The sequence below is a fragment of the Arthrobacter sp. UYCo732 genome (genome assembly GCF_040547265.1).
In the GTDB taxonomy this organism is placed as follows: domain Bacteria; phylum Actinomycetota; class Actinomycetes; order Actinomycetales; family Micrococcaceae; genus Arthrobacter.
The window spans coordinates 1-23,496 of the sequence record NZ_JBEPPJ010000019.1; the positions used below are offsets into that span (position 1 = coordinate 1).

General features: G+C 61.5%; 18 protein-coding genes and 3 pseudogenes. 8 read left to right on the plus strand and 13 right to left on the minus strand.

The genetic code is table 11. The features are described from left to right. The 3 genes from ABIB45_RS18210 to ABIB45_RS18220 form a co-directional block, all read right to left on the minus strand. A partial coding sequence (locus tag ABIB45_RS18210) for a transposase (protein ID WP_354217256.1) occupies nt 1–189 on the minus strand: 189 nt, incomplete at its 3' end. 332 nt (nt 190–521) lie between these two features. Beyond that, nucleotides 522–1,106: a histidine phosphatase family protein gene (locus ABIB45_RS18215; protein WP_354217257.1), complete on the minus strand. Its 585-nt coding sequence runs from the start codon at nt 1,104–1,106 to the stop codon at nt 522–524. Then, entirely contained in the window at nt 1,103–2,611 is a 1,509-nt protein-coding gene (locus ABIB45_RS18220) for a CCA tRNA nucleotidyltransferase (RefSeq protein WP_354217258.1), read from the minus strand. Before ABIB45_RS18220 ends, ABIB45_RS18215 begins: the two co-directional genes overlap by 4 nt. Before the next feature lie 207 nt (nt 2,612–2,818). On the opposite strand from ABIB45_RS18220, the gene ABIB45_RS18225 reads away from it, so the two are divergent. From ABIB45_RS18225 to trxA, 5 genes are all read left to right on the plus strand, one after another. Then, nucleotides 2,819–3,319: an NUDIX hydrolase gene (locus ABIB45_RS18225; protein ID WP_354217259.1), complete on the plus strand. Its 501-nt coding sequence runs from the start codon at nt 2,819–2,821 to the stop codon at nt 3,317–3,319. Nucleotides 3,320–3,411: 92 nt separating this feature from the next. Then, nucleotides 3,412–5,598 (plus strand): murein biosynthesis integral membrane protein MurJ, encoded by a 2,187-nt coding sequence (gene murJ, locus ABIB45_RS18230; RefSeq protein WP_354217260.1) that lies wholly within the window; start codon nt 3,412–3,414, stop codon nt 5,596–5,598. Nucleotides 5,599–5,768: 170 nt separating this feature from the next. Further along, nucleotides 5,769–7,319 (plus strand): protein kinase family protein, encoded by a 1,551-nt coding sequence (locus ABIB45_RS18235; protein ID WP_354217261.1) that lies wholly within the window; start codon nt 5,769–5,771, stop codon nt 7,317–7,319. 246 nt (nt 7,320–7,565) lie between these two features. Beyond that, nucleotides 7,566–8,522: a thioredoxin-disulfide reductase gene (gene trxB / locus ABIB45_RS18240; RefSeq protein WP_354217263.1), complete on the plus strand. Its 957-nt coding sequence runs from the start codon at nt 7,566–7,568 to the stop codon at nt 8,520–8,522. A 36-nt stretch (nt 8,523–8,558) separates the two neighbouring features. Then, complete coding sequence (trxA, locus tag ABIB45_RS18245; RefSeq protein ID WP_354217264.1) at nt 8,559–8,885, plus strand: thioredoxin; 327 nt, start codon at nt 8,559–8,561, stop codon at nt 8,883–8,885. Nucleotides 8,886–10,408: 1,523 nt separating this feature from the next. Here trxA and ABIB45_RS18250 read toward each other — a convergent pair. Then, nucleotides 10,409–11,650: pseudogene (locus tag ABIB45_RS18250) on the minus strand (IS256 family transposase). A 233-nt stretch (nt 11,651–11,883) separates the two neighbouring features. On the opposite strand from ABIB45_RS18250, the pseudogene ABIB45_RS18255 reads away from it, so the two are divergent. The 3 genes and pseudogenes from ABIB45_RS18255 (at nt 11,884) to ABIB45_RS18265 (ending at nt 14,087) form a co-directional block, all read left to right on the plus strand. Next, nucleotides 11,884–12,956, plus strand: a pseudogene (locus ABIB45_RS18255) (IS110 family RNA-guided transposase). 151 nt (nt 12,957–13,107) lie between these two features. Then, nucleotides 13,108–13,452: pseudogene (locus ABIB45_RS18260) on the plus strand (IS110 family transposase); the annotation flags it as partial. Nucleotides 13,453–13,649: 197 nt separating this feature from the next. Then, nucleotides 13,650–14,087: a transposase gene (locus ABIB45_RS18265; protein ID WP_354217325.1), complete on the plus strand. Its 438-nt coding sequence runs from the start codon at nt 13,650–13,652 to the stop codon at nt 14,085–14,087. A 1,748-nt stretch (nt 14,088–15,835) separates the two neighbouring features. On the opposite strand, the gene ABIB45_RS18270 is transcribed toward ABIB45_RS18265, so the two are convergent. The 9 genes from ABIB45_RS18270 to rpmH form a co-directional block, all read right to left on the minus strand. Continuing rightward, complete coding sequence (locus tag ABIB45_RS18270) at nt 15,836–16,054, minus strand: hypothetical protein (protein ID WP_354217265.1); 219 nt, start codon at nt 16,052–16,054, stop codon at nt 15,836–15,838. Between the two features lie 1,623 nt (nt 16,055–17,677). Continuing rightward, complete coding sequence (locus ABIB45_RS18275) at nt 17,678–18,973, minus strand: ParB/RepB/Spo0J family partition protein (RefSeq protein WP_354217266.1); 1,296 nt, start codon at nt 18,971–18,973, stop codon at nt 17,678–17,680. Nucleotides 18,974–19,039: 66 nt separating this feature from the next. Beyond that, nucleotides 19,040–20,107, minus strand: a complete 1,068-nt coding sequence (locus tag ABIB45_RS18280) for a ParA family protein (protein ID WP_354217267.1) — start codon at nt 20,105–20,107, stop codon at nt 19,040–19,042. 86 nt (nt 20,108–20,193) lie between these two features. After that, entirely contained in the window at nt 20,194–20,844 is a 651-nt protein-coding gene (gene rsmG, locus ABIB45_RS18285) for a 16S rRNA (guanine(527)-N(7))-methyltransferase RsmG (RefSeq protein WP_354217268.1), read from the minus strand. A gap of 21 nt (nt 20,845–20,865) precedes the next feature. After that, nucleotides 20,866–21,432, minus strand: coding sequence for a Jag family protein (locus ABIB45_RS18290; RefSeq protein WP_354217269.1), 567 nt, complete (start codon nt 21,430–21,432; stop codon nt 20,866–20,868). Next, complete coding sequence (yidC, locus tag ABIB45_RS18295; protein WP_354217270.1) at nt 21,432–22,412, minus strand: membrane protein insertase YidC; 981 nt, start codon at nt 22,410–22,412, stop codon at nt 21,432–21,434. Before yidC ends, ABIB45_RS18290 begins: the two co-directional genes overlap by 1 nt. 16 nt (nt 22,413–22,428) lie before the next feature. Then, on the minus strand, nt 22,429–22,824 hold the full coding sequence (gene yidD / locus ABIB45_RS18300) for a membrane protein insertion efficiency factor YidD (protein ID WP_354217271.1): 396 nt from the start codon (nt 22,822–22,824) through the stop codon (nt 22,429–22,431). Continuing rightward, a complete protein-coding gene (gene rnpA, locus ABIB45_RS18305; RefSeq protein ID WP_354217272.1) occupies nt 22,817–23,227 on the minus strand; it encodes a ribonuclease P protein component in 411 nt (136 codons plus the stop codon). Before rnpA ends, yidD begins: the two co-directional genes overlap by 8 nt. Before the next feature lie 40 nt (nt 23,228–23,267). Further along, nucleotides 23,268–23,405 (minus strand): 50S ribosomal protein L34, encoded by a 138-nt coding sequence (rpmH, locus tag ABIB45_RS18310; RefSeq protein ID WP_003800212.1) that lies wholly within the window; start codon nt 23,403–23,405, stop codon nt 23,268–23,270. Nucleotides 23,406–23,496 lie beyond the last annotated feature (91 nt).

The following is a 23,496-nucleotide window of genomic DNA, read 5'->3' on the forward strand; positions in this document are numbered from 1 at the left end:
GGTCTTCCACGACCCGAAATGCGACGGGAGATCACGCCACGGAATACCTGCCCGGTAGCGGTAAATGATGCCCTCGGTCATCAACCGGTGGTCATTGAAAGGCCGTCCCGGTTTGCCGGACGAATCAGGCATCAACGGGGCAACGAACTCCCACTGGGCATCAGACAACAAGGCGTATCGCGAACTCACCCCTAAATCTTGCCAAATAGCCTACCCAGCCATTAGGAGACACGCCCTAGAAAGCGGGCCAGAAGTCAGGGCTAGGAGGCAAACACTCCGCGAAAAGGGCGCGCACCAGCAGCTTAGGCCGGGGTGGCGGTCATCTTCCATCCGCTAGTCAAAGTAATCATTTCGCCCAACCTCCTTTTCTGTTCAGCCGTTGCACCAGCAGACTGGCCCGGCAACGTGCGCCGTGACCTCGGCAAAGACGCTCTGGGGTCAGGACTAAAATTGTCTTACGACTGCGGCCGTTCGCCACTTAATTCGCAAAGATTTTTTCAAGAAAGTTTATGAATGGAGGTTTATAGTCCCCACCGGACAATGGCCGGCGTCTTTTTGTCCCAGCCCAAGGTGCAGACTTTCGCGGTCCCCAGCACGAAGTGGCGTCCTTCGGTGGGGGCCAATTCAAGCCAGCGCGCGGTAAGGATCCGGGAGAAATGTCCGTGGGCCACGATCAGGACGTTGTCGAGTCCTGATTCCAGCACGCGGGCCACAACCTTGTCCGCGCGGGCTGCCACCTCGTCCAGGCTTTCGCCGTTGGGCACCCCGTGCGACCAGATCAGGTAGTCCGGGTTGTCCTTGCGGATCAGGTCCGAGCTGATGCCCTCATAGTCGCCGTAGTTCCATTCCACTGCCAGGGGCTCGTGCTGCGCGCCGGGGAACCCGGCCAGTTCGGCTGTCCGCCGGGCGCGGCGCAGCGGTGACGTCAGGACCAGGTCAAAATCCACCTGGTCCAGCACCTTCCGGGATTCAACTGCCTGCTGCTCACCTTCGACAGTCAGGGGCAGGTCCGTGAGGCCGGTGTATTGCCCGCTCTTGGACCATTCGGTCTCACCGTGGCGCAGGATCCAGAGCTGGGGGCGGGGCGCAGTGTTCGGGACAGTCATTTGGACTCCTCGTTCGGGGAAGGTTCGACGGCGGCGGCTGGCTCTGGTGCTTCCGGAACCGGAGGTGCCGCCTCGGGCTGCTGTGCCCACCAGGCGAGCAGCCTGGTTTGGGCGTCCTCCGGCTGCAGCGGGCCGTGCTCCATCCGTTCCTCCAGCAGGAACTTGTAGGCACGGCCCACCACCGGACCGGGTCTGAGGTTCAGGAGGCCCATGATCTGGGCCCCGTCCAGGTCGGGGCGGACGGCCTCCAGGGACTCCTGCTCGCGCAGGGTGGCGATCCGGTCTTCCAGGTCGTCGTAGGCGAAGGCGAGCCGTTCAGCCTTCCGCTGGTTGCGGGTGGTGACGTCGGAGCGGGTCAGCCGGTGCAGCCGTTCCAGCAGGGGCCCGGCGTCCGTGACGTAGCGGCGGACAGCGGAGTCACTCCAGCCGGCGTCGCCGTAGCCATAAAAGCGCATGTGCAGTTCCACCAGCCGGGCAACGGCCTTGATGCTGTCATTGTCGAAACGCAGGGTTTTCATCCGCTTTGACGTGAGTTTGGATCCCACCATGTCGTGGTGGCGGAAGCTGACCGCGCCGCCCGGTTCGAAACGCCGCGTAGCCGGTTTGCCGACGTCGTGCATTAACGCTGCGAACCGCAGCACAAAGTCGGGGGCCGGCACAGCGCCGTCGGCCTCGGTTTCCAGGGCCGCGGCCTGCTCCAGCACCTGCAGGGAGTGCTGGTAGACGTCCTTGTGTCGGTGGTGCTCGTCAGATTCCAGCCGCAGGGCGGACACTTCGGGCAGCACGAACTCGGCCAGTCCGGTGTCCACCAGCAGGTCCACACCAATCCGGGGGCGCGCGCCGCAGATGAGCTTAACCAGTTCGTCGCGGACGCGTTCGGCGGAGATGATGGTGATGCGTTCGGCCATCTGGCTCATGGCCCGACGGACGTCGGGGTGCACTGACACGCCCAGCTGGGAGGCGAACCGGGCGGCGCGCATCATGCGGAGGGGATCGTCGGAGAAGGAGTCCTCGGGGGAGCCGGGTGTAGTCAGGACGGAGGCGTGGAGGTCCCGGACGCCGCCGAACGGGTCAACGAGTTCAAGGGACGGGAGCCGCAGGGCCATGGCGTTGATGGTGAAGTCCCGGCGCAGCAGGTCGTCAGTCAGCGACCTTCCAAAAGCTACTACCGGCTTGCGTGACTCGGGATCGTACGCCTCCGCCCGGTAAGTGGTGATCTCGATCTGGAAACCGGCCTTGCGCATGCCGATTGTCCCGAAGGCCCGGCCGATTTCCCAGTAGTTGTCCGCCCATTTCTTGATCAGGGCTACGGTCTGGTCCGGGGTGGCGTCCGTGGTGAAGTCCAGGTCCAGCGAAGTGCGGCCGAGGAAAAGGTCCCGCACCGGGCCTCCCACCAGCGACAGTTCATGTCCGGCGTCGACAAAGCGCTGGCCGAGCTCCAGGACCACCGGGTCCACCTGGAAATCGACGGTGTGGGAATCAGTCTTGTGATGTGCGTGCGCCATAGTTACTTAAGCTTGGCAGAAACCAGCGGCTTGGCAGGCCAAATTCCGGTCAAGTTCGTGCGGATTCCCTCACGGGCCCGCAAAGTGCGTCACACGCAGTCCATCTTGATGTCATGTTCCGGTCATCAAGATTGGGCAAGAGTAGTTAGAGTGGACTGCATGGCCCATCCCGTACCGAGCGCTCCCGGCAGGAGGACAAATCCACCTTTGCCGTCGGCAATTGGTTCCCACGTCGCGCCTGCCCTGCATTCGGCTCCGGCCTCGCTCCCTACGGTGGAGGAAATCTCTGCGGGCGGCGTTGTGGTGGACACGTCCGATGCCGAACTTAGGGTTGCGATCATTGCCCGCCTTAACAGGGGCGGACGGCTGGAGTGGTGCCTGCCGAAGGGCCATCCGGAAGGCAAGGAAAACAACGAGCAGGCGGCTATCCGCGAGATTGCCGAGGAAACCGGCATCGAAGGCGACATCCTGGCGCCGCTGGGCAGCATCGACTACTGGTTCACCGTCAGCGGACACCGCGTCCACAAGACGGTTCACCACTATTTGCTGCGCGCTACCGGCGGTGAACTTACCATCGAAAACGATCCTGACCACGAAGCCGTGGACGTTGCATGGGTGCCCCTCAAGGAACTCGCACGGAAGCTCTCTTTTCCCAATGAACGCCGGATCGCAGACCTGGCCCGGGACGTTCTGCCCGAACGCCTCTGAGCGTGCCGCCCGCGGCCGGTGTCCTGCCAAGGACGACAGAGCAGGCCGGGCCGGTGCGGAACAAATAGGGTCCGGGTGAGACGATGAACTCGATGTCAGCTTCCAATTTCCCCTCCGAGAGAGCACGCCGCGCCGGACACACCGGTCCGGCGGCCGAGCCGACGGCTCCAGGCCACAATGCGCTTCCCGCCGAAGATCCGGCCAGCGATCCGGTTCCCCCCGAACCGGACGTTCCCACCGGCGCGAGCGAAACCCGGTCCAGCGCCATCATGGCCGCCGGTACCCTGGTCTCGCGTTTTCTCGGCTTCGGCAAGACCTGGATGCTGGGTGCCGCCCTGGGCCTCGGCTCCACCGTCAATGACACGTTCATCAACGCCAACAACCTGCCCAACCTGATCTTCCTGTTGGTGGCCGGCGGCGTGTTTAACGCCGTGCTGGTTCCGCAGATCATCAAGGCGAGCAAGGCCCCGGACAGGGGAGCGGACTACATCAGCCGGCTGCTGACCCTGGCGGTGCTGCTGCTGCTCGGCCTCACTGCGCTGGTCACGCTAGCCGCGCCCTGGGTGATTGAGCTGACCACCCAGGGCTACTCGCCCCAGCAACAGGCCGTCGCTGTGTCCTTTGCATTCTGGTGCCTGCCGCAGATCTTCTTCTACGGCCTGTACGCCCTCCTCACACAGGTCCTCAACGCCAATGGAGCGTTCGGCCCGGCCATGTGGGCCCCCATCCTGAACAACGTGGTGGGCATCGCCGGCCTGGGCATGTTCATCTGGATCTTCGGCCAAAACGCCATCAACCCGCACACGCTGGATAACTGGGGTCCCAACCAGACCCTGCTCGTGGCCGGCTTCTCCACCATCGGTGTGGTGGCCCAAACAGCCATCCTGCTGATCCCGGTCTTCCGGCTGAAACTGGGCCTCCGGCCAAAGTTCGGGTGGCGGGGCGTGGGACTGGGCCAGGCAGCGAAGCTGAGCGTCTGGACGCTCCTGACGGCCGCCGTCGGGCAGTTGTCTTTCCTGTATGTCATGCGCATCGCCACTATTCCCGGTGCAGAGCGCCTCCGGTTGAAGGAGGCGGGGGATCCGGCGGCGGACATGCTGCCCGGCAACGCTGTCCTGGAGGTGGCCAGCCAGCTGTACCTGCTGCCGCACTCGATCATCGCACTGTCCCTCGCCACCGTCCTCTTCAATCGGATGACGCGCGCATCGCAGGACGGCAACCGGGCCGAGCTGCGCGATGCCCTCTCGCACGGGCTCCGCACCATGGCCGTCGCCACCGTCTTCGGTGCGCTGGCACTCTTCGCCCTGGCCGGGCCGCTGGGCATGTTCTTCTCCGGCGGGCTGCGCCAGGACGGCGTGATGCTGGCACAGACGCTGACCATCCTGGCGCTCAGCACACCGTTTATGAGCGCCAACTTCATGATGTCCCGCGTCTTTTACGCCAACGAGGACGCCCGCACGCCGTTCTACATCCAGCTCCTGCTGGCGCTGGTCTACGTGGCCGGGGCGTTTGCCATCCAGTTCATGCCGGTGGGCCAGATCATCTACGCCATCGCCATTCTGTACATGGCGGGCAACATCCTGTCGGTGGTCATCAGCGCCTATTTCCTGCGCCGCATGCTCGGCCACCTCGACGGTCCACGTATTGCCAACTCCTACATCCGGATGGGTTATGCGGCGCTGGGCTCGGCTGTTGCCGGTGCCGGCGCCCTGTGGCTGATGGGCAGCTACAGTGCGGACGGCTTCGCCTGGAGCGACCGGCTTGCCGCTCTGCTCACTCTGGTGGTGGTCGGCCCCATCATGCTGGTGGTTTACCTCTTCCTGCTCAAGATATTCCACGTCGCGGAGCTCCGCGATCTGCTGCGCCCCCTGCTTGGACGGCTGAGACGCGGCGGCGGGGGACCGTCGGGCGGAACCGGGGGGACGCCGTCGTCGTCAGCTTCCAGCACGGGTTCCCGTTCCGCAGCGGAACGTCCGACGTCGGAACGCGCCACCGTCTCGGTGGACACCGGCCTGATTCCGCGGATTTCAGGCGAATTCGACGCGACGTCGTTCCGTGCCGGACCGGCGCCCGAACGTCATGCGGCTCCGGCACCTCCCGCCGCTCCCTTGGAGCACGGTTCGCAACCCGAAGGGGAATATCTGCCGGCTGAAGACGTGCCTGGCACTGCACGCGGTGGCCTGCTGCGCGACGAGATCCCGTTGCCAGGCCGGCGCACGTTCCAGGGCCAACCCGGCCAGAACCCGCATTTCCTTCCCCGGCGGCCCCGGAAAAAGTGAGCCTCCCTGACTTTCCGGTTGCCTGTCGCCCGCGGCGCCTATGGCCAGTCCGCTAGGATCGACAGTGAACAGGGGTAGTTGCAGGCAAGCGTAAAACGGCCGCCTGCCGGTTTTTGACCGGCGGCGGCATCGTCTACGCCGGCAATTCCCGGACAGTCTAGGAGGAACACGTGTCCCACCCGATCGACGTTGGATCAGTACTCGGCGGCCGCTACAAGGTCACAGCCACGGTATTGACCTCGCACGACCAGGATCTGGTGCTGGACGGGGTGGACCAAGTACTCAACCGTCCGGTCAGCATTCTGGTCGCAGGCCCGGACAACACCGAGCAGGTGGCCCAGAGCGCACGCGAGGTTGCTACCGGTGAGCGTCCCGGCAGCGTCCAGGTCCTTGACCTCGGCGTCACCGATGCTGCCACGTACCTTATTACCAACCACACTTCTGCGGCAGATCTGCTCGATCTGGTGGTCGGGGCCGATGCGCCCTACGTTGAGCCGTTCTTCACGGATACCCTCGGCAGCGAAATTTTCGGCCAGGCACGTTCACACGAGCCTGAACCGTACGACGACGAAGAGAACGTCGACGCCGGCTACATCAACTACGCGGACAATCACCCCAGCCAGGTTGACCCATACCGGTCAGCTCCCTCTGGTCCGCCTGTGGCACAGCCAGTGGTTCCGTCGCGGCCACCGATTCGTCCGGCGACGCGCCCCGCCGCTGGTGCCGCTGCTGCCCCGCGTCAGCAGGTCACCGCACCGCAGCAGGTGCTGCCGCCCGAGCGTGAGCCGGTTTCCGGCTCCGGTGCCGCGGCGGCCAGCCGGCCGGACAACCCCTCGGGCCCGGATACACCGAGGGTTTCACTATGGTCCGAGGACGACTACTCCCACGGTGACCAGGACACTGACTACGACGAATCCGTTGACTCCCCGCCAGCAAACCAGTCCAATCGTGCAGCGGCTGCCTTCCCCTCCCTGGCCCGGAAGACGTCCCCTGCGGCGTCGCCGCCAGCCGACGGTTCAGGCGCGTACTACGATGACGATGACGACGACGACGAGCCGGAGCGCGAGCCCCGTTCCATGCGGTGGCTCGTGGGCGGACTGCTTGCCGTAGTGCTGATTGCAGGGCTGGTGTTCGCCCTCACCAATCTGGGCAGCCAGTTCCAGTCCGCCCCCCAGGCCAACCCCGCTCCCAGTTCAGCCGGCACTACCGGTAAAGGCACGGGAACGGCTACCGCGCAACCGAGTTCGGCACCCCCAGCCGTGCCGCCAGCCGTGCCGCCAGCCATTGAAAACATCACCCGCCAGGGAAATTTTGACTTCGCAGCCACCTACGATGTGGACCTTGTGAAGGCGTTTGACGGCAACGCTGCCAGCTACTGGTCCGACATGGAGTTTGCCACTGAAGGTTGGGGCGGCCTGGCCGCGGACGGTGTACCGCTGTTTGTGAAGTTGAAGAGCCCCGCCAAGGTCTCTTCCATTACGCTGACCCAGCTCGGAGCCTCGGGCGGAAACCTCAGTGTCTACACCAACGACCGTCCGTCACTGGACGGTGCCAAGCTGGTGGGGACCAACAGCTTCACTTCCACCGACCTCACCCTGCCCCTGGCCGAACCGGTTGAAGCCCAGTACGTGATTGTGGCCATCAAGGCGCTGCCCAAGCTGGCCGCCCCGAAGACCCGTTACGGCTACGGAATCCGCTTGGCCGAAATCAAGGTCCAATAGCGGAAAGCCTGCATCGCTGCCGCTGAGCCGCGTCTGTCCTGCCCGGAGATGGTCCGAGTAACAGACGCGGCTCAGCTGTTTCCAGGCGGTAATCTGGAAAGGCACGCTGTTGAGGCGACTCTGTCATGACCATTCATGGTTCCTTCGTTCGTGCGGTGCCCGGAATATTCATCACCAAGATTCAGTTGTGCCATGTGGCCGGTCCATAAAGCCGGCGCATCGACTAAGGAAGAGGTTCACCGTTCAGTGAGCAACGCAGAAAACACCGCGTCCGAAGTACGTGATGTCATTATCGTCGGCTCAGGCCCGGCTGGGTACACGGCCGCGGTCTACACGGCCCGAGCCAACCTCAAGCCCCTGCTTCTGGCAGGTTCAGTCACCGCCGGCGGCGAACTGATGAACACCACCGACGTCGAAAACTACCCAGGTTTCCCTGAGGGCATCATGGGACCGGACCTCATGGAGAACTTCGAGAAGCAAGCGGCCCGTTTTGGCACCGACATCCAGTTTGAAGACGTCACAGCGCTTGACCTCGAAGGCGACATCAAGACAGTCACGATTGGTACCGGCGAGACCTTCCAGGCTCGGGCGGTCATCCTGTCCACCGGATCCGCCTATCGCGAGCTTGGCCTCCCCAATGAAAAGCGCCTCTCCGGTCACGGAGTCAGCTGGTGTGCAACCTGCGACGGTTTCTTTTTCAAGGACCAGGACATTGCGGTCATCGGCGGGGGAGACTCGGCCATGGAGGAAGCCCTCTTCCTCACCAAGTTCGCTAAGTCTGTCACCGTGGTCCACCGCCGCGACTCGCTCAAGGCCTCAAAGATCATGGCCGACCGGGCCCTGGCCCACGAGAAAATCTCGTTCCTTTGGAACAGCGCCGTGGACGACATCATCGGCGGGGACAAAGTTACCGGCCTGAAGATCAAGAACCTGCAGGACGGGACCGTATCCGACCTCGCCGTCACCGGCGTTTTCGTAGCCATCGGAAACGACCCCCGCACCGACCTGGTAAAAGACGCGCTGAAGATCACGGCTGAGGGCACCATCGCCGTGGACGGCCGAAGCTCCAGGACCAGCGTCCCGGGCGTCTTTGCTGCCGGTGACGTCGTGGACCCCACCTACCGCCAAGCGATCACCGCATCAGGTTCCGGCTGTGTCGCCGCAATCGATGTGGAACACTACCTCGCAGACCTGCACGCCTAATCCGCGTCACCGCTATTCGAAGAGAGAGACAAAGCTATGAGCAACGCTAAAGACGTAACGGATGCAAGCTTCGGCACGGACGTACTGTCAGCCGACAAACCGGTGATTGTGGATTTCTGGGCTGAATGGTGCGGTCCCTGCCGCAAGCTGGGACCCATCCTCGATGAGATCTCCGTCGAGTACAGCGAGAAGGTCAACGTCGTAAAGGTCAATGTCGATGACAACCCGGGGATTGCTGCCGAGTACGGCATCACCTCCATTCCGGCCGTTTACCTCTTCCAAGGTGGCGAAGTCAAGGGCACCGTCATTGGAGCCCGGCCGAAGCAATTCTTCGAGAAGGAATTCGCTGACGTCCTTTCGTAACGGCACGGTCCGTTCGAACTGCGCTAGGCTGCGCTGAACTGCACCCAAATGCGCTAGGAACGCAATGAAGTCCAGTCCTCTATGTCTTGCCCCTGGGGCGGATGCCTTCGAGGCTAGCGCTGTGGGTTTGTGGCCACTGCTTCTGTGAAGCGGTGGCCACAGCCATTTTGCCCTTCGGGACGATTGGTTCGAAACAAACTATCAACGTTTCAGACCGTCATCCAATGCTCCCGGTCATCTCTGGCCTGGCAGAAGCCGGGCCCACCACGGTGGCGGTGTCTTGCTTGCAGCAAAACACGCAGTCAGGCCGCCACTAAGTCCGCGGAACCGGTGGTGCCCCCTAGGTGGCGTCCGATATTGAACCGCGAGCCGTGAGGGCCTTGGCCGCTATGCCATGTTTCACGTGAAACAACCTGGGCAGCGACTTGCCTCATCCGGCCTTCCTGTATCTCTGGCCCTCCAGCCGTTGGCGCGGTCAGGGACATAAAACCAAACCCCCTTGCAAAAAGACCATTGACCAGAATTCCGGGTGGATGGGGGATGATCGAATTCGAGGGCTCTCCGACCACAGCGCGACTTACCTGGCGAACTTGACCCGACCGGGAACTGTGAGTGAAGGAAGATCTGCCGTCTGATTCAACCAATAATTGTCCAGGCAGTAGCACCCAAGAAATGGATAGGGGAAGAACTGGCTGTGGCGCCGGTCCTTCCTCCCTTCGTCCGGCGTACCTTGTACCTGAACAATGGGTGATAACCGCTCCTTCCGGCCTGGTCTGCATACACAACAGTGGGCAATGATTGGCGTGACGTACCCATCGACGCACGTTCGCTTCCATCCGGAGGTCATCGCGCCCTTGGGTGATCCTGAGCGTCTGTTACGGGCGCATCTCATTCGCAGACTGCGGCCCAACAAGTTCGGGCGATCTCAAGAGGCCGACGCGATCGCCTGTTGAGGGCACTCGATTCACTGATGACTCCTGGTTCCACCGCTCCGTTTCACGTGAAACATCGACGCTATCCGCTGCCGATCTAACGAACATTCAACGTAACAAGAATTTGCCTCGACGACCAAAGCAGGGGGACGTCTATTGGGACGTACATAGTGCATCTAGCCAAAGTGGCCTTGTCGGACGCCCGTTCCGGGCTGAAAATGATGCCGTGGACGCCCGCTGACGCCGTTCCCCCTATTGTTTCCTTGGAGCCGCCAGCTAGCCGGGCGTTGGGGGTCACGCTGTGGGCCCCCCTTGTTTCTTTGTCGAGAACGCGGATTAGTTTCTGAGGGCGCTTCGCTCCGCCCTGGGGATGGAAATTTGAGCGCGTCGCCTCCGCCTTTGTGTATGTCTGGTGCTTTCTGAGGCTCTGCCCGACTTGGTGTATGTTTTGGTCGACCCCGATCCGTGGATGTTGCCGGTGAGCCTGTGGATTAGTTTGGCGGTGGAGGGCACAGCTTTGTTGTCCGCGGGACCGCGGGGTCAAGTCCAAATGCGTGGTGTATTGCGGTTGCCGCGTGATCCTTGGTTTGTTTAGGCGCTGAGCGCCAGTTCTGTAGTTGTCGTTGGCTCCTTGGTTGTCGGGGTGCCGACGGTTTGGGCCTGTTGGATGAGCTCGAGGCCGAGGTAGCGGCGGGCTTCGATCCAGTCATCGTGTTGCTCGGCCAGAACGGCGCCGACGAGTCGGATCAACGAGTTCCGGTCGGGGAAGATCCCGACCACGTCGGTGCGGCGGCGGATCTCCCGGTTCAGGTGTTCCTGCGGGTTGTTGGACCATACCTGCCGCCAGAGGCCCTTCGGGAACGGCGTGAACGCGAGCACGTCGGCGCGGGCGGTTTCGAGGTGGTCCGCGACGTTGGGCAGTTTCTCTTCCGGGGCGCGCAGGACGCGGTCGAACTGGGCGTGCACGGCGTCCGCGTCGGGCTGGTCGTAAACACTGTGCAGCAGGGTTTTCACCCAGGGCCAGGAGGTCTTGGGTGTGAGGGACATCAGATTCGCCGCGTAATGGGGTTCGGCAGCGCTGCCAGGACGCGCCGGGCAGGGTTGCCCCGATCGCAGCGACGAGGCCGGCGTGCGCATCGGAGGTCACCAGTTTCACCCCGGTCAGCCCGCGGGCGGTGAGGTCGCGGAAGAAGCCGAGCCAGCCGGCCCCGTCCTCGGACGAGTGGCCTGGATCCCCAGGACCTCCCGGTGCCCGTCGGCGTTCACACCGGTCGCGACCAGGGCACGGACGTTGGCGACCCGCCCGCCCTCGCGGACCTTCAACACCAGCGCATCGGCGGCGACGAACGTGTACGGGCCGGCATCCAGAAGCCGGGTGCGGAACGCCTCGACCTGCTCATCGAGGTCCCGGGCCATGACCGAGACCTGGGACTTGGACAGCCGGGTTATGCCCAGGGATTCGACGAGTTCCTCCATCCGCCGGGTGGAGACCCCGAGCAGGTAGCAGGTCGCCACCACCGAGGTCAGTGCGGTCTCGGCCCGGCGGCGGCCCTCCAGCAGCCAGTCCGGGAAATACGTGCCCTGGCGCAGCTTGGGAATGGCGACATCCAGGCTCCCGGCGCGGGTGTCGAAGTCCCGGTGGCGGTAGCCGTTGCGGGAGTTCACCCGCTCGGTGGACGCCTGGCCGTATTCGGCGCCGCAGACGGCGTCGGCCTCGGCTCCCATCAGGGCTGTGATAAAGGTCTGGAGCATCTGGCGCAGCAGGTCAGGGCACGCCTGCTCGAGCTGCTCCGACAGGAAACGGGTCGGATCGATAGAATAGGGTGCGGTCATCGCGGAGTTCTCCTTCAGGAAAGACATTGGACTGTCATTTCCAAGGGATCACGCGGTGACCGCCTTCGCATCTGGCAAACACGCCCATCAGGTCCGGTTACACCACGCTAATGGACGTAACCGACCGTGGATTGTTGCCTTTGAGCACGAATGTCGGATTTGTTGTTTTGTCCGCCTTCCCCGGAACGCATGCACTTTGATTCCTGCAGGACGACTGGGAAGTGTGATCCGAGATGGAAGTGATCCACCAGCGGTGCGCGGGTATTGCTATTTCGAAGAAGGACGCGAAGGTCTGTATCCGTGTGCAGGGGCGGGGGCCGGGGCAACCGCGTCGACGGTCACCACGTGGGGTGCGATGACCGGACAGATCCTGGACCTGAAGGAACACCTGCTGACGGAGCGGGTGAGTCTGGTGGTGATGGAAGCGACCAGTGACTACTGGCGTCCCTTCTACTACTTGCTCGAGGACGAGGGATTGAACGTCATCCTGGTCAACGCCTGTGATGCCAGAAACGTCCCGGGCCGTAAAACCGATGTCTCCGACGCTGCCTGGCTGGCCGAGCCTCGGTGCTCACGGGCTGGTCCGAGCCTCGTTCGTGCCCCCGCCCCCGATCCGTGAACTGCGGGACCTGACCCGGGCCAGGACCATCATCACCCGGGAACGAACCCGGGAGATCCAGCGGCTCGAGAAACTCCTCGAGGATGCCTGCATCAAGCTCTCCTCGGTGGCCTCGGACATCACCGGGGTCTCGGGACGGCTGATGCTGAAGGCACTGATCGAGGGGCACCAGGACCCGGCGGTCCTGGCAAACCTCGCCCAGCGCAGGATGCGGTCAAAGATCCCTGAGCTCACCGACGCGCTCACTGGCCGGTTCAGCAGCCATCACCGCTACATGGCGGAACTCTACCTGCACCGGATCGACGCCCACACCGCCGATATCGAGGACCTGAGCGCCAGGATCGAGGCGGCGATGGAGCCCTTTCGTCTCGCCCGGGAGCTCCTGATCAGCATCCCGGGATTCAGCACCACCGTCGCAGAGATCGTCATCGCCGAAACCGGCGCCGACATGACCGAGTTCCCCACCGCCTCACCGCCCGGCGCGGGCCGTCCAAAGCACTCTTCGCGATCGAACACGCCATGCTCACCGCAGCCTGGCACGTGCTCACTACCGGCGAACTCTACAAAGACCCCGGCGCCGACTACTCCACCCGCCAGACACCGGCCACAACCAAGACCCGCGCCATCAGACAGCTCGAATCCCTCGGCTACCAAGTCACCCTCGAACCCCTCCACCAGACCGTATAAAACCAGCCTCATGACGTAGACCCGCGAGATCAACCAGTCGCGAGGACAACGTCACCTCCATTTTCATGTCAGATTACTGTTTTCCCGTTGATCCCCACAGGGCCGCTTCGATACATCAACATGTCCGCGCTGTGAGGAGTTGAATAGGATCATGCTGGCCGATTCCCAGGATGAGGAGCAGATCATTGCCAGGGTCGCCGCGATCGACATTGGCAAGGCCGAACTCGTCTGTTGTGTCCGGGTTCCTGCGGAGGGGAACCCGAAGAAGCGGTTGCAGGAGGTGTCCACGCATTCGACGATGAGCCGGTCCTTGGCTGAACTGGCCAACCATCTCGTGGACCTGCGCATCGAGCGGGTAGTGATGGAAGCGACCAGCGATTACTTGAAGCCGGTGTTCTACCTCCTCGAGGCGCACGGACTCGAACCGTGGCTGGTCAACGCCCGCGACGTGAAGCACCTGCCCGGACGTCCAAAAACCGACGTGCTCGATTCCGTGTGGCTGTGCAAGGTCGCCGAACGCCGGATGCTGGGCCGGATCGACGGAATCAATGCCGATACCGCCGCGGTCGATGAACAGATCGGGGCGCAACTGGCCCCTTTCGCGGTGGCGGCGGCACGCCTGGATGAGATCCCGGGCATAGGCCGCATCGCCGCATCGCCGCAACCATCATTCTGGCCGAGATCGGGGTCGACATGTCCCAGTTCCCGACCGCGGGGCACCTGTGTTCCTGGGCAAAGTTCTCCCCGGGCATCAACTCCTCCGTCGGGAAGACGAAGGGCAACGGCTCGACCGGGCACGGCAACCGCTATCTCGCCCGGGTCCTGGGCGAGGCCGCCGTCGGTGCCGGCAAAACGGATACCTTCCTCGGCGAACGCCACCGGCGCCTGGCCACACGGCGGGCAAGAAACGCGCCATCGTCGCTATCGGGCGCTCCATCCTTGTCATCATCTGGCACCTCCTGCATGACCCGGACGCCCGCTTCCACGACCTCGGCGCCGACCACTTCAACCGCCACACCACGACGGACACACCATAGCGCGCTGGCCACAGTCAGGTCACCCCAATTTCGGATCAATACAGTTCGATGGAAAACAGAACGAAAACGAGATTATTATGGAAACGACGCCTGATCCGATTCAGTCGCCTACAATCGTCCGATGAGCACAGCTATACTCCAAGCAGTTGTCCAGTCACTCCATCAACGCCAAGTAGCAACAGTGGCCGCTGACGTATATGCGAAATCGGAAGGGTGCCTCCGCATACGTGGGAGTTCCGCAGCCCCCTTCATGCGGGCGAGTGGCTGTTCACAACAGTTCAAGTGGGTGATCACTCATCTCGAACGGAAACTTAGCAGCGAGCCTCGAACTGTTGAGCGATAGGATCAGGCTCCTGGATGGGCAAGTCAGGCCGCTGAACAGGGACAGTCGAACAGTCTTACTCTCAGGGCCGTCTCAACGGCCGGCGCAGCACCGCTTCAGAGGTGACGCCAAGGCGATGTCGCCAAACGCGTAAAACTTAGGATTCACCGTTTCCTCCTGCCTGCGCGCCCAGGGGTCCAGGGGGGCCGTCTGGTTCTGTCGCTAGCGGCCAATAGGCGGTGCTGGGGAAGATCGGTTCAATGCCAGAGGACACAAGCTATCGACATTTGCGCCCGGTGTTTCACGTGAAACAATCCATCTTCATCGGAAGGAGGAAGCTGTCTCACGGAGTCGTGGTCTTTTCATACTCCCGTGGTCTCTGTTTCACGTGAAACATGCAGTCACCGGGCGTGGGCATCCGGTTGAACCTTAGACTTATGACCACGGATGAAGCATAAGCAGGAACCCAGTATCAAGTAGCCCAGCCGAAACACGGCGTGGAGACGGCGTTCTAACCATGCTGAGTTAGGAGGAGACCGCCAGGCGGCCGCTTACCCCCTCGGAACTGGCCGCCCGAAATACGGTCACGCCACATGCTCGCCTACCGCCTAAGTCGGTTGGCGAAGCCTGATGGTGAAACCTGATTGTTGAACCTGGCAAAGGCCGGTTGTGGAGCTCGCTGAGAGGGGGGCCGTTGATACCCCACTTACCGAGCACCGCACTCACACTCCGACGCCACCCCTAGGGCCCTAGGTTGTCAGGTGTCGGAACCGAATAGACCAGTCACCGTCCTAGGAGCGAAGGCCACGCAAAGGGAATCAACAAGGTGGTGGCCTGGATGGCGGCTCCTAGGGACGAATTAGGTACACCGTCGCGTGTCAATTGGACTCCAATATTGCCTGCCCTTGGGGGACAAAATACACTCGCTCTAGGAGTTATCCCCAGATGTTATCCACAACGATATCCACAGATTTATCCACTGGTTACTGAAATCACACATGCCTTCTCGGGTGGGCTCGGCACGCGAGTCAGACCTCACAGACGTCAAGAAAAACGGTCCCGACGAATCGTGCATCTCGGCCTGTCGGCGAGAACGGCTTTTTTGACTAGCAAACTATCTATAAATCCACCATTTTCTGTCGTCGGACGAACGAAAACGATCAGACTGAGGAACGGCAGGGGATATTTGGCCTTTGTTTCACGTGAAACGTGGCAGGAGGACGACTAGCCCAGCCTCGGACTCCCCATTCACTTCCCTTGTAGAGACAGAGTGGTCACGACGCTAGGCGTGTTTCCAGTCCGTCTATCCACAAAGTTATCCACAGAGCTATCCACTGCACTCTGCACCCATGGGCGCAGAGGAGCGGACGCGAGTTGACCCTTGAGACGGACCTGGCGTCGGCATAGGACAAAGAGAGTCCCACGAAACATTTCAATCGGCACCATAGAAGGCCCAAATCTCACCCCAACAGATCCCCATCCGACGGTCCTGGTGTCAGACCGTCCGTCGACGCTTCCGTTTAGCCCCAGCGGCGGATCCAGCCAAAAACTTTCGAAAGGACCTCAGCAGCAACGATCGCTGTGACCACGAACCACGGAATCCGTCCACCCCGCAGCACGACAATCCGACTCGCCCACATCTTCCCATCGTTGACGACGAGGGCCCCCGCCTTGGCGACGCCCAGGAAGACCGCGGCGCAGTTAGCGACGCACAGAAGGTCGGGGCGCTGGTGTCGCATCTGGGGCTTACGATTCCCGAGCCCCATCAACTCCTCGACGCATTCCTGCCACCTCAGCAGAGTTCCTTCGAGACAGTAGCTGGACAGTGAAGAAGCACGGCTGTTCACCTCGGCACCGACAGCCACACCGACACCGACACCGACACCGACACCGTAGCTAAACGCTAGGCCGTTAGCAGGCTGGCTCGCTAGTTGGAAGTCATGTACAGCCTGCGGTCTACGTCCGCCAATCCGTAGCGCGCCTCATATTTTATGATCGGATCGTGTCCTCGGCAGGCCACTTCGACAGGCGATCCCAAACCAGACGAGATCGTGGTAAAAGTTTCGCGGGGGAGTACTCTCAGTTCGCTGGAACTGTTGGGACACCGGACCCTTCGCGACGGAAGGGGCAAGGCCCGAAAGCACAAAGGGTCCGTACCCAGCGAGGTTGGAAATTACCACAACAGACCTCGGCTCATCCACCCCTTCCAACCAGGCTCCTACTCCTCACCTCGCCCACCATGGCCTGCTAAGTGAGCACATGGGCACTACACGAGCCGGCCTGTATCCCCATGGTGCCAATTCCGTGGCGCCCTAGCATCATGGGAAGGTGACTGGGGAATGGGCGCTCATACCGCCATCCTTGCGTTGGGTGGCGAGAGTCCTACCTGACCCCATAACGACGCTGAGCATGAGTTTCATCGCCTTGGAGGCCTCCTGCATCCAAAGCTACAGCTTGGCAGACACTTACGGTGTTGCGCCTGGGTTTGTTTCGATGATGTCACCCTAATCTGGCTGTTTTAATTCTGTAAACCACTGACTACTGGCCTGCGGGCGCCTGTCTTCAGAGGGAAGCCAGGCATGCATGGGCTTCCATGTTTCACGTGAAACGAACGCGGGCACGTGATTATGGCGCTTCCGTATCTTCGGAGGGTCGGCAATATTCGACTGCTCCCCGGAGCAGTACCACATCTCGGCGACACCCCTGTATTTTTCGAAGGAAGATGGTCAAGGGAGATGGTCAAGGGCATTGGCCTGCATTGGTCGCCTGCTCCTTGTCAAAGTGACTGGCCACGATTGAGATCGCCGCAGCCATACCCGATTATGTTTCGATCCATTGTTGCCTGCATGGCGAGTGGAACAAGACTCTTCGGACATGAAGGGATGCCTAGGGTGGGACAACACTGAGGCGGTCCCTGGCTTTTGGGGTCGGCTTCTGGCCACAGCGCTCAGGGCAGTCCAAATCCTTTTTCAATAGCCGGAGACGTGTGTGGGGGCTGTGTTTCACGTGAAACAGCTTGTCCTATCCTCTAGGTCAGCGGGGAGTCCCTGCGTGTCAGGATCGGGTGTGGCGGCAAACCCAAGTGTGCTGTGCGCCGTGCATACTGGTGAGCCATCGACGGCCAGAGGCAAGAATTGGTGTCGACAGAGGAATTTGGGTAGGCGAGGTGGTCGGAATTGCCATGCGATAAGCGGCGAACATCGATCGAAAGAATGACGGCGGAGGCGTTCTCTGCAAGAAGGCAGAAGGAGTATCAGTTTCGCCGCACTCCGCAGAAAACAATAGGGACTGTTTCACGTGAAACAGCCCCTACCATTGTTGCTAGAAGATCCATATCAGAGGACCTCCGACAGCCGAGACGTCTAGTTTTCAGATCCTGGTGCGAGAACTTCCATGATGCGGTTCAGGTCTTCCACACTCGCAAATTCAATGCTGACGCGGCCCTTGCGGACACCGAGGGAGATCTTCACGTTGGTATCCAACCGGTCTGACAGCGAAGACGCCAGATAGTCCAGCCGCTCGTGCCGTGCGCCGGGGCGCGGAATGTTGTTTTTGGCGGGCTTCGTCGGGTCCTGGTACAGGGTCACCGCTTCTTCGGTTGCCCGAACAGACATACCTTCAGCCACGATCTTCTGCGCGAGGCGTTCCATGGCGGCCGCGTCCGGGAGGGCGAGTAGGGCACGGGCATGCCCGGCGGACAGAACGCTGGCAGCCACCCGCCGCTGCACGAGGGGAGGAAGTTTGAGCAAACGCAGGGTGTTGGAGACCTGGGGACGTGAGCGCCCAATCTTGTCAGCAAGCTGTTCGTGGGTGGTCCCAAAATCTTCGAGCAACTGCTGGTAGGCCGCGGCCTCTTCCAGGGGGTTTAGCTGGCTGCGGTGCAGATTCTCCAGAAGAGCATCCCTAAGGAGGTCATCGTCCGTGGTGTCCCGTACGATGGCAGGGATAGTCTGCATGCCCGCGGCCTGGACTGCCCGCCAGCGACGTTCACCCATGACCAGTTCGTACGGTTCTCCACCATCTTCGGTTGAAGTCCGCACCACGATTGGCTGGAGGACTCCAATTTCACGCACAGAGTGAATCAGCTCCGCCATGTCCTCCTCATCGAAGACCGTGCGGGGCTGTTTGCGGTTCGGATGGATGTCGGAGACCGGAATCTCCGCAAAGCGTACCCCGGGTACCTCCACCAAGTCGACGCCGTTATCCGCATCAGTGTTCAAGACTTCAGGAGCAGGCGTCACAGACACGGGCTCTACCGCCAGCTCAGACGACGTCGAGGCACTGTCTGGGGACTTCTCCGCCGTACGGGACTTGGCGTCAACTTTGGCCGGGGTCTTCGTCCCGGCTGGTTGTTCAGATACTGTTGCCGCAGCCTTCGTAGGGGAGGCGACCTTCGGCGCAGTCTCATCCTTCGGCACCGGAAGATCCTCGACCGGTGCCTGCTTCTCTGAAGCCACCATGGAGTGTGGGGACAACAGCCGCGCGGCATCGCCATTCTCTACTGCATCGGCCGCGTGATCGATCTTCTTGCGGCCCTCAGGAAAAAAGAGGTCCACAGGCCGGGACACAGCTGTCCCATTACCCGAGCCATTGCCAGAGGCGGAACTTGGAATGAGTGCGCCAAGACCGCGGCCTAGGCCACGTCGCTTCTCGCTCATGGATAAATCCCTCCGATGGAAGAGTCAGGCGTGGCCGGACTCCGGTTGTTGCAGTTTTTGAAGATCTTAGCGCTCAGCGATTTCCGCTGCTGCTTCCAGGTAAGACAAGGCTCCACTGGAGGAAGGATCATACGTCATCACGGTCTGCTGGTAGCTCGGAGCTTCCGAGATCCTGACCGAGCGGGGGACCACAGCACCCAGGACCTGGTCCGGGAAGTGCTGGCGCACCTCGGCTGCAACCTGGGCGGCAAGGTTGGTGCGGCCGTCGTACATCGTGAGAAGAATCGTGGAGACCACCAGATCAGCATTGAGGTGCTTCTGAATCATCTCGATGTTCTTCAGGAGCTGGCTCAGGCCCTCCAGTGCGTAGTACTCACACTGGATTGGAATCAGGACTTCGCCGGCAGCACAGAAAGCGTTCACCGTGAGCAGACCAAGGCTCGGCGGGCAGTCGATGAAGATGTAGTCCAGCCGCTCTTCGCCGTTCTTGGCCCGGGTCTTAGCGTAGACGTCGATGGCCCTCCGCAACCGCTGCTCGCGAGCCACCAGCGAGACAAGCTCAATTTCCGCTCCGGCGAGATGAATGGTGGCGGGCGCACAAATCAGGTTGCTGATATCAGGGCAGGGAGCCACAACATCGGCTAAGGGGAAGTCGTTGATCAGGACATCGTAGATGCTGTCCACATCGGCGTGGTGTTCGACGCCCAAGGCTGTAGAGGCGTTGCCCTGCGGATCGATGTCAATGACCAGGACGTTCAAGCCGGCGGCAGCGAGGGCCGCGGCAATGTTCACGGTGGTAGTGGTCTTACCCACGCCGCCTTTTTGGTTGGACACAGTGAAGACCCGCGTCTTATCCGGCTTAGGCAGCTCCCGGCCAACCAGGCGCTCCCTGCGCTTCGTCTCGTGTGCCAGTTCCCTGGCGATGGGGCTGGAATCATCCATGGTGTCAATGACGTTCGTCTTGCCGCCTGATGTTGTTTCACGTGAAACCGAGGCAAAATTTGCCACGTCTACAACCGGGCTGGGGTGACTTTCCCCTCGCACCGGTCCGGAACCCATGCCAGCAACTGAACGTGCTGACCCCAAAGACACAAACGGGGGAATCCGTTGTGTGGAGGCTTCGCTACTGGTCACTGGAACACACTCACTCTCGTTCAGCTCTTGCTGCCGTTGTCTAGCCTAACCGCTTCATCCTGCAGACCAAGGTTACCGGGCCTGGACTAGCCAATCTTTCGAGACTTGTTTACGACGATGCGCACCACCGTGGTGGGTTCCTCCAAAAGGCTTTCACCAACAGTCACCACGGACGTCTGGACGCCGCCAAGTTTCCGGATAACTTTCGCGGCCTTTTCGATTTCTTCCCCGGCGCTGCGGCCCTTGATGGCCACCACCTCGCCCTTGCCTGCGAGCAGGGGGATAGTCAGACCAGCCAGGTTACTCAACGCGGAGACTGCACGGGCAGTCACCACGTCAGCGTCAACCATGCCTACTGCAAGTTCCGCGCGGGTCCGCATGACCGTGACGTTGGTCAGGCCCAGATCATCAACCACTTCCTGGAGCCAGATCACCCGGCGCTCCAGCGGTTCGATCAAAGTGAGCTCCAGATCAGGGCGCGCGATAGCGAGGCAGAGCCCTGGCAGTCCGGCGCCGCTTCCAACATCGGCAACATGGCTCCCGTGCGCGATCTCGCTTTCGATGACCGCACAGTTGAGCACATGCCGGCTCCACAGCCGGGGAATCTCGCGCGGTCCGATGAGCCCGCGTTCCGTCCCGGACGTAGCCAAGTGCTCAACGTAGCGCTTGGCCAGATCCAGCCGGGCGCCGAAGATCTTCTCAGCCGCGAGCAGTTCAGCTGCCGTGATTTCAACCATGATTAACGGTTCAGCAATTCTCTAGTCAGCGGATACAACGATGTGGCGGCCTGCGCCTTCGCCTTCGGACTCACTAACCAGGCCTAGGTCAGCAACGGCGTCATGCACGATCTTGCGTTCGTAGGCACTCATCGGTTCCAAAGCCACAGCCTTGCCGGATTCCTTAACCGAAGCGGCGGCATCCTCGGCGATCTTCTGGAGATGACCAGCGCGCTGCTGGCGGTAGCCGTTGATGTCGAGCACCAGACGCGAACGGTTCTCCGTTGCCGAAAGCACCGACAGCCGGGTCAGCTCCTGCAGCGCCTCGAGTACCTCGCCGTCTTCGCCTACCAGGCTGTCCAGACCATCGGTTTCATCCTCAGCAACGATGGAAATGTAGGTGCGGCCGTTGCGGACCTCGATATCAATGTCGCCATCGATGTCTGCAATGTCCAGGAGCTCCTCCAGATAATCGGCTGCAACGTCGCCTTCTTCTTCGAGGCGGCTTGCTGCGGTTCCCTTGGAGCCTGCGTCCGTGTCCGTCGAGGCCGCGTCCTGATCATCAATGACCTCGTCGGAAAGGGCGTTTTCGGTGCTTTCGGCTGACATTACTTCTTCTTCCTGTTCTTACGCTGGGGCTGGACGCGCTGTCCCTTTTGGTCAATAACCGCGGCGGCGGCTGCTGCCTCTGCTTCGGCGTCGACCTTTTTCCCGCCCAGAATGGGCAGTGCCGGCAGGCCCTTGGCCGCTCGGCGTTCGGCGAGGGCCTTGGCGGCGGGGGATCCCGGCGTCGGCATGCGGCGGATGACGAAGAACTGCTGGCCCATGGTCCAGAGGTTGGTGGTGGTCCAGTAGATGAGCACACCGATGGGGAAGTTGATGCCGCCCACACCGAAGACGATCGGCAGGATGTAGAGCATCATCTTCTGCTGGCGCATGAACGGGCTGGCCATAGCCTCTTCGGACATGTTCTTGGCCATGATCTGCTTCTGGGTGATGAACTGGGACGCCGTCATCGCGAGGATCATCACGATGGAGAGGATCCATACCGCCACCACGTTGCCACCCGCGGGCGTGCCGTGAAGCAGGGTTGCGGACAGCGGAGCTCCGAAGATGCTGGAGGAGTCGAACTGTTCAACCTGGGTAGGGCTCATTGCGCCGATGCCCTGGCCGCCCTGTTTGGCCGTGCTGATGCCGGAGAGAACCTGGAACAGCGCAAAGAAGAACGGCATCTGGATCAGCATCGGGAGGCATGCCGAGAAGGGGTTAGTGCCGTGCTTCTTGTACAGGGCCATCTGCTCCTGCGCCATGGCCTGGCGGGAGAGCTGATCAGTCTTGCCCTTGTACTTGTCCTGCATCTTCTTCAGGTCAGGCTGCAGCAGCTGCATACCGCGCTGGGCCTTGATCTGCTTGACGAATACGGGGATCAAGGCCGCACGGATGACCAACACCAATCCGATGATGGACAACGTCCAGGTCCAGCCGTTCGCGGCCGGAAGGCCGATGAAGCTCAGTCCGTCATGGAAGCCGACCATAATGACTGAGACCAGCCACTTGAACGGAAACATGATTGTTCCAAAGAAGTCCATACGATATCCCTATTCGTCAGGCCGCAAGGCGGCCTTCTCCATCAGTCTGAGCAGCCAGGTACTTGTCCGGGTTGTTCAGCACAACAATTGTGGGGGTCCGGTGTTCGGGCCAGTGGCGGTGGCCGGCGGGGACATGGTCCACACCACCGGCATTCCACGGATGGCAGCGTACGAGGCGGCGGGCCGCAAGCCAGCTGCCCTTCACTGCCCCATGGACAGTGATTGCTTCCAAGGCGTACGCCGAGCAGGAAGGAAAGAAGCGGCAAACCTGGCCATACAAGGGGGAAATCACCTTGCGGTAGGCCATGAGCAGCAGAATAAGAATGTTTCTGGGCAGGTTCCAGAGGAAGGTGCCCACGACGGCAGCACCGGACTGTAGGTAGTGGACGACGGCGGCAGGCGAGTTACGCACGCTGTGTCCCTTCCTGTGTTGTACCGGTTGAACCGTTTACAGCAGCCCGCGGAAGGCGGCTGCCCAACCGGTTCAAGGTCGTTTCCAGTGCGGCGTTGTAGTCTGCCAGCAGTTGATCCCAACTGGCGGTTGCCGACGCAGGCAGGGCCCGGACCACTATGGCGAACCCGCTACCGTACTCGCGAAGCGAGGCAGTAGCGGCTTCCCTCAGTCTTCTCTTAACGAGGTTCCTGACCACAGCGTTCCCGACGCCTTTGGAAACGATGAACCCGATCCGGCTGGGTTCGTCGGCAGCAATAGCTGCCGCATATAACACTACGTTCCGGCGCCCATTGCGGACACCGGAACGTACAGTTGTTGCAAAATCAGTTGCAGTTCTCACGCGGTTACGGGTGGCCAGCACCTTAAACTCGCAAAGAAATGTAAACCGACGAGTCAGTTATCTAGGCCGACAGTTCGGTGCGGCCCTTGCCACGACGGGCTGCCAGGATGGCACGGCCGGCACGGGTACGCATACGAAGGCGGAAGCCGTGCTTCTTGGCTCGACGGCGGTTATTCGGCTGAAAAGTCCGCTTGCTCACGTTAGTTACTCCAGTGGATCAAAGGTGCGCCCACCCGATCAGTAAAGGGAAGAACTGGCCGACGCTAAGTTTTGTATATGCACGCCTCCCC

What these genes read in the sequence shown, in the direction of transcription:
- ABIB45_RS18220 (WP_354217258.1), bottom strand. Translation starts at nt 2,611, where the DNA reads ATGGCGCACGCACATCACAAGACTGATTCCCACACCGTCGATTTCCAG.
- rsmG (WP_354217268.1), bottom strand. Translation starts at nt 20,844, where the DNA reads ATGGTTGAAATCACGGCAGCTGAACTGCTCGCGGCTGAGAAGATCTTC.
- ABIB45_RS18275 (WP_354217266.1), bottom strand. Translation starts at nt 18,973, where the DNA reads ATGAGCGAGAAGCGACGTGGCCTAGGCCGCGGTCTTGGCGCACTCATT.
- ABIB45_RS18290 (WP_354217269.1), bottom strand. Translation starts at nt 21,432, where the DNA reads ATGTCAGCCGAAAGCACCGAAAACGCCCTTTCCGACGAGGTCATTGAT.
- yidC (WP_354217270.1), bottom strand. Translation starts at nt 22,412, where the DNA reads ATGGACTTCTTTGGAACAATCATGTTTCCGTTCAAGTGGCTGGTCTCA.
- ABIB45_RS18265 (WP_354217325.1), top strand. Translation starts at nt 13,650, where the DNA reads ATGTCCCAGTTCCCGACCGCGGGGCACCTGTGTTCCTGGGCAAAGTTC.
- murJ (WP_354217260.1), top strand. Translation starts at nt 3,412, where the DNA reads ATGTCAGCTTCCAATTTCCCCTCCGAGAGAGCACGCCGCGCCGGACAC.
- trxA (WP_354217264.1), top strand. Translation starts at nt 8,559, where the DNA reads ATGAGCAACGCTAAAGACGTAACGGATGCAAGCTTCGGCACGGACGTA.
- ABIB45_RS18270 (WP_354217265.1), bottom strand. Translation starts at nt 16,054, where the DNA reads ATGCGACACCAGCGCCCCGACCTTCTGTGCGTCGCTAACTGCGCCGCG.
- ABIB45_RS18215 (WP_354217257.1), bottom strand. Translation starts at nt 1,106, where the DNA reads ATGACTGTCCCGAACACTGCGCCCCGCCCCCAGCTCTGGATCCTGCGC.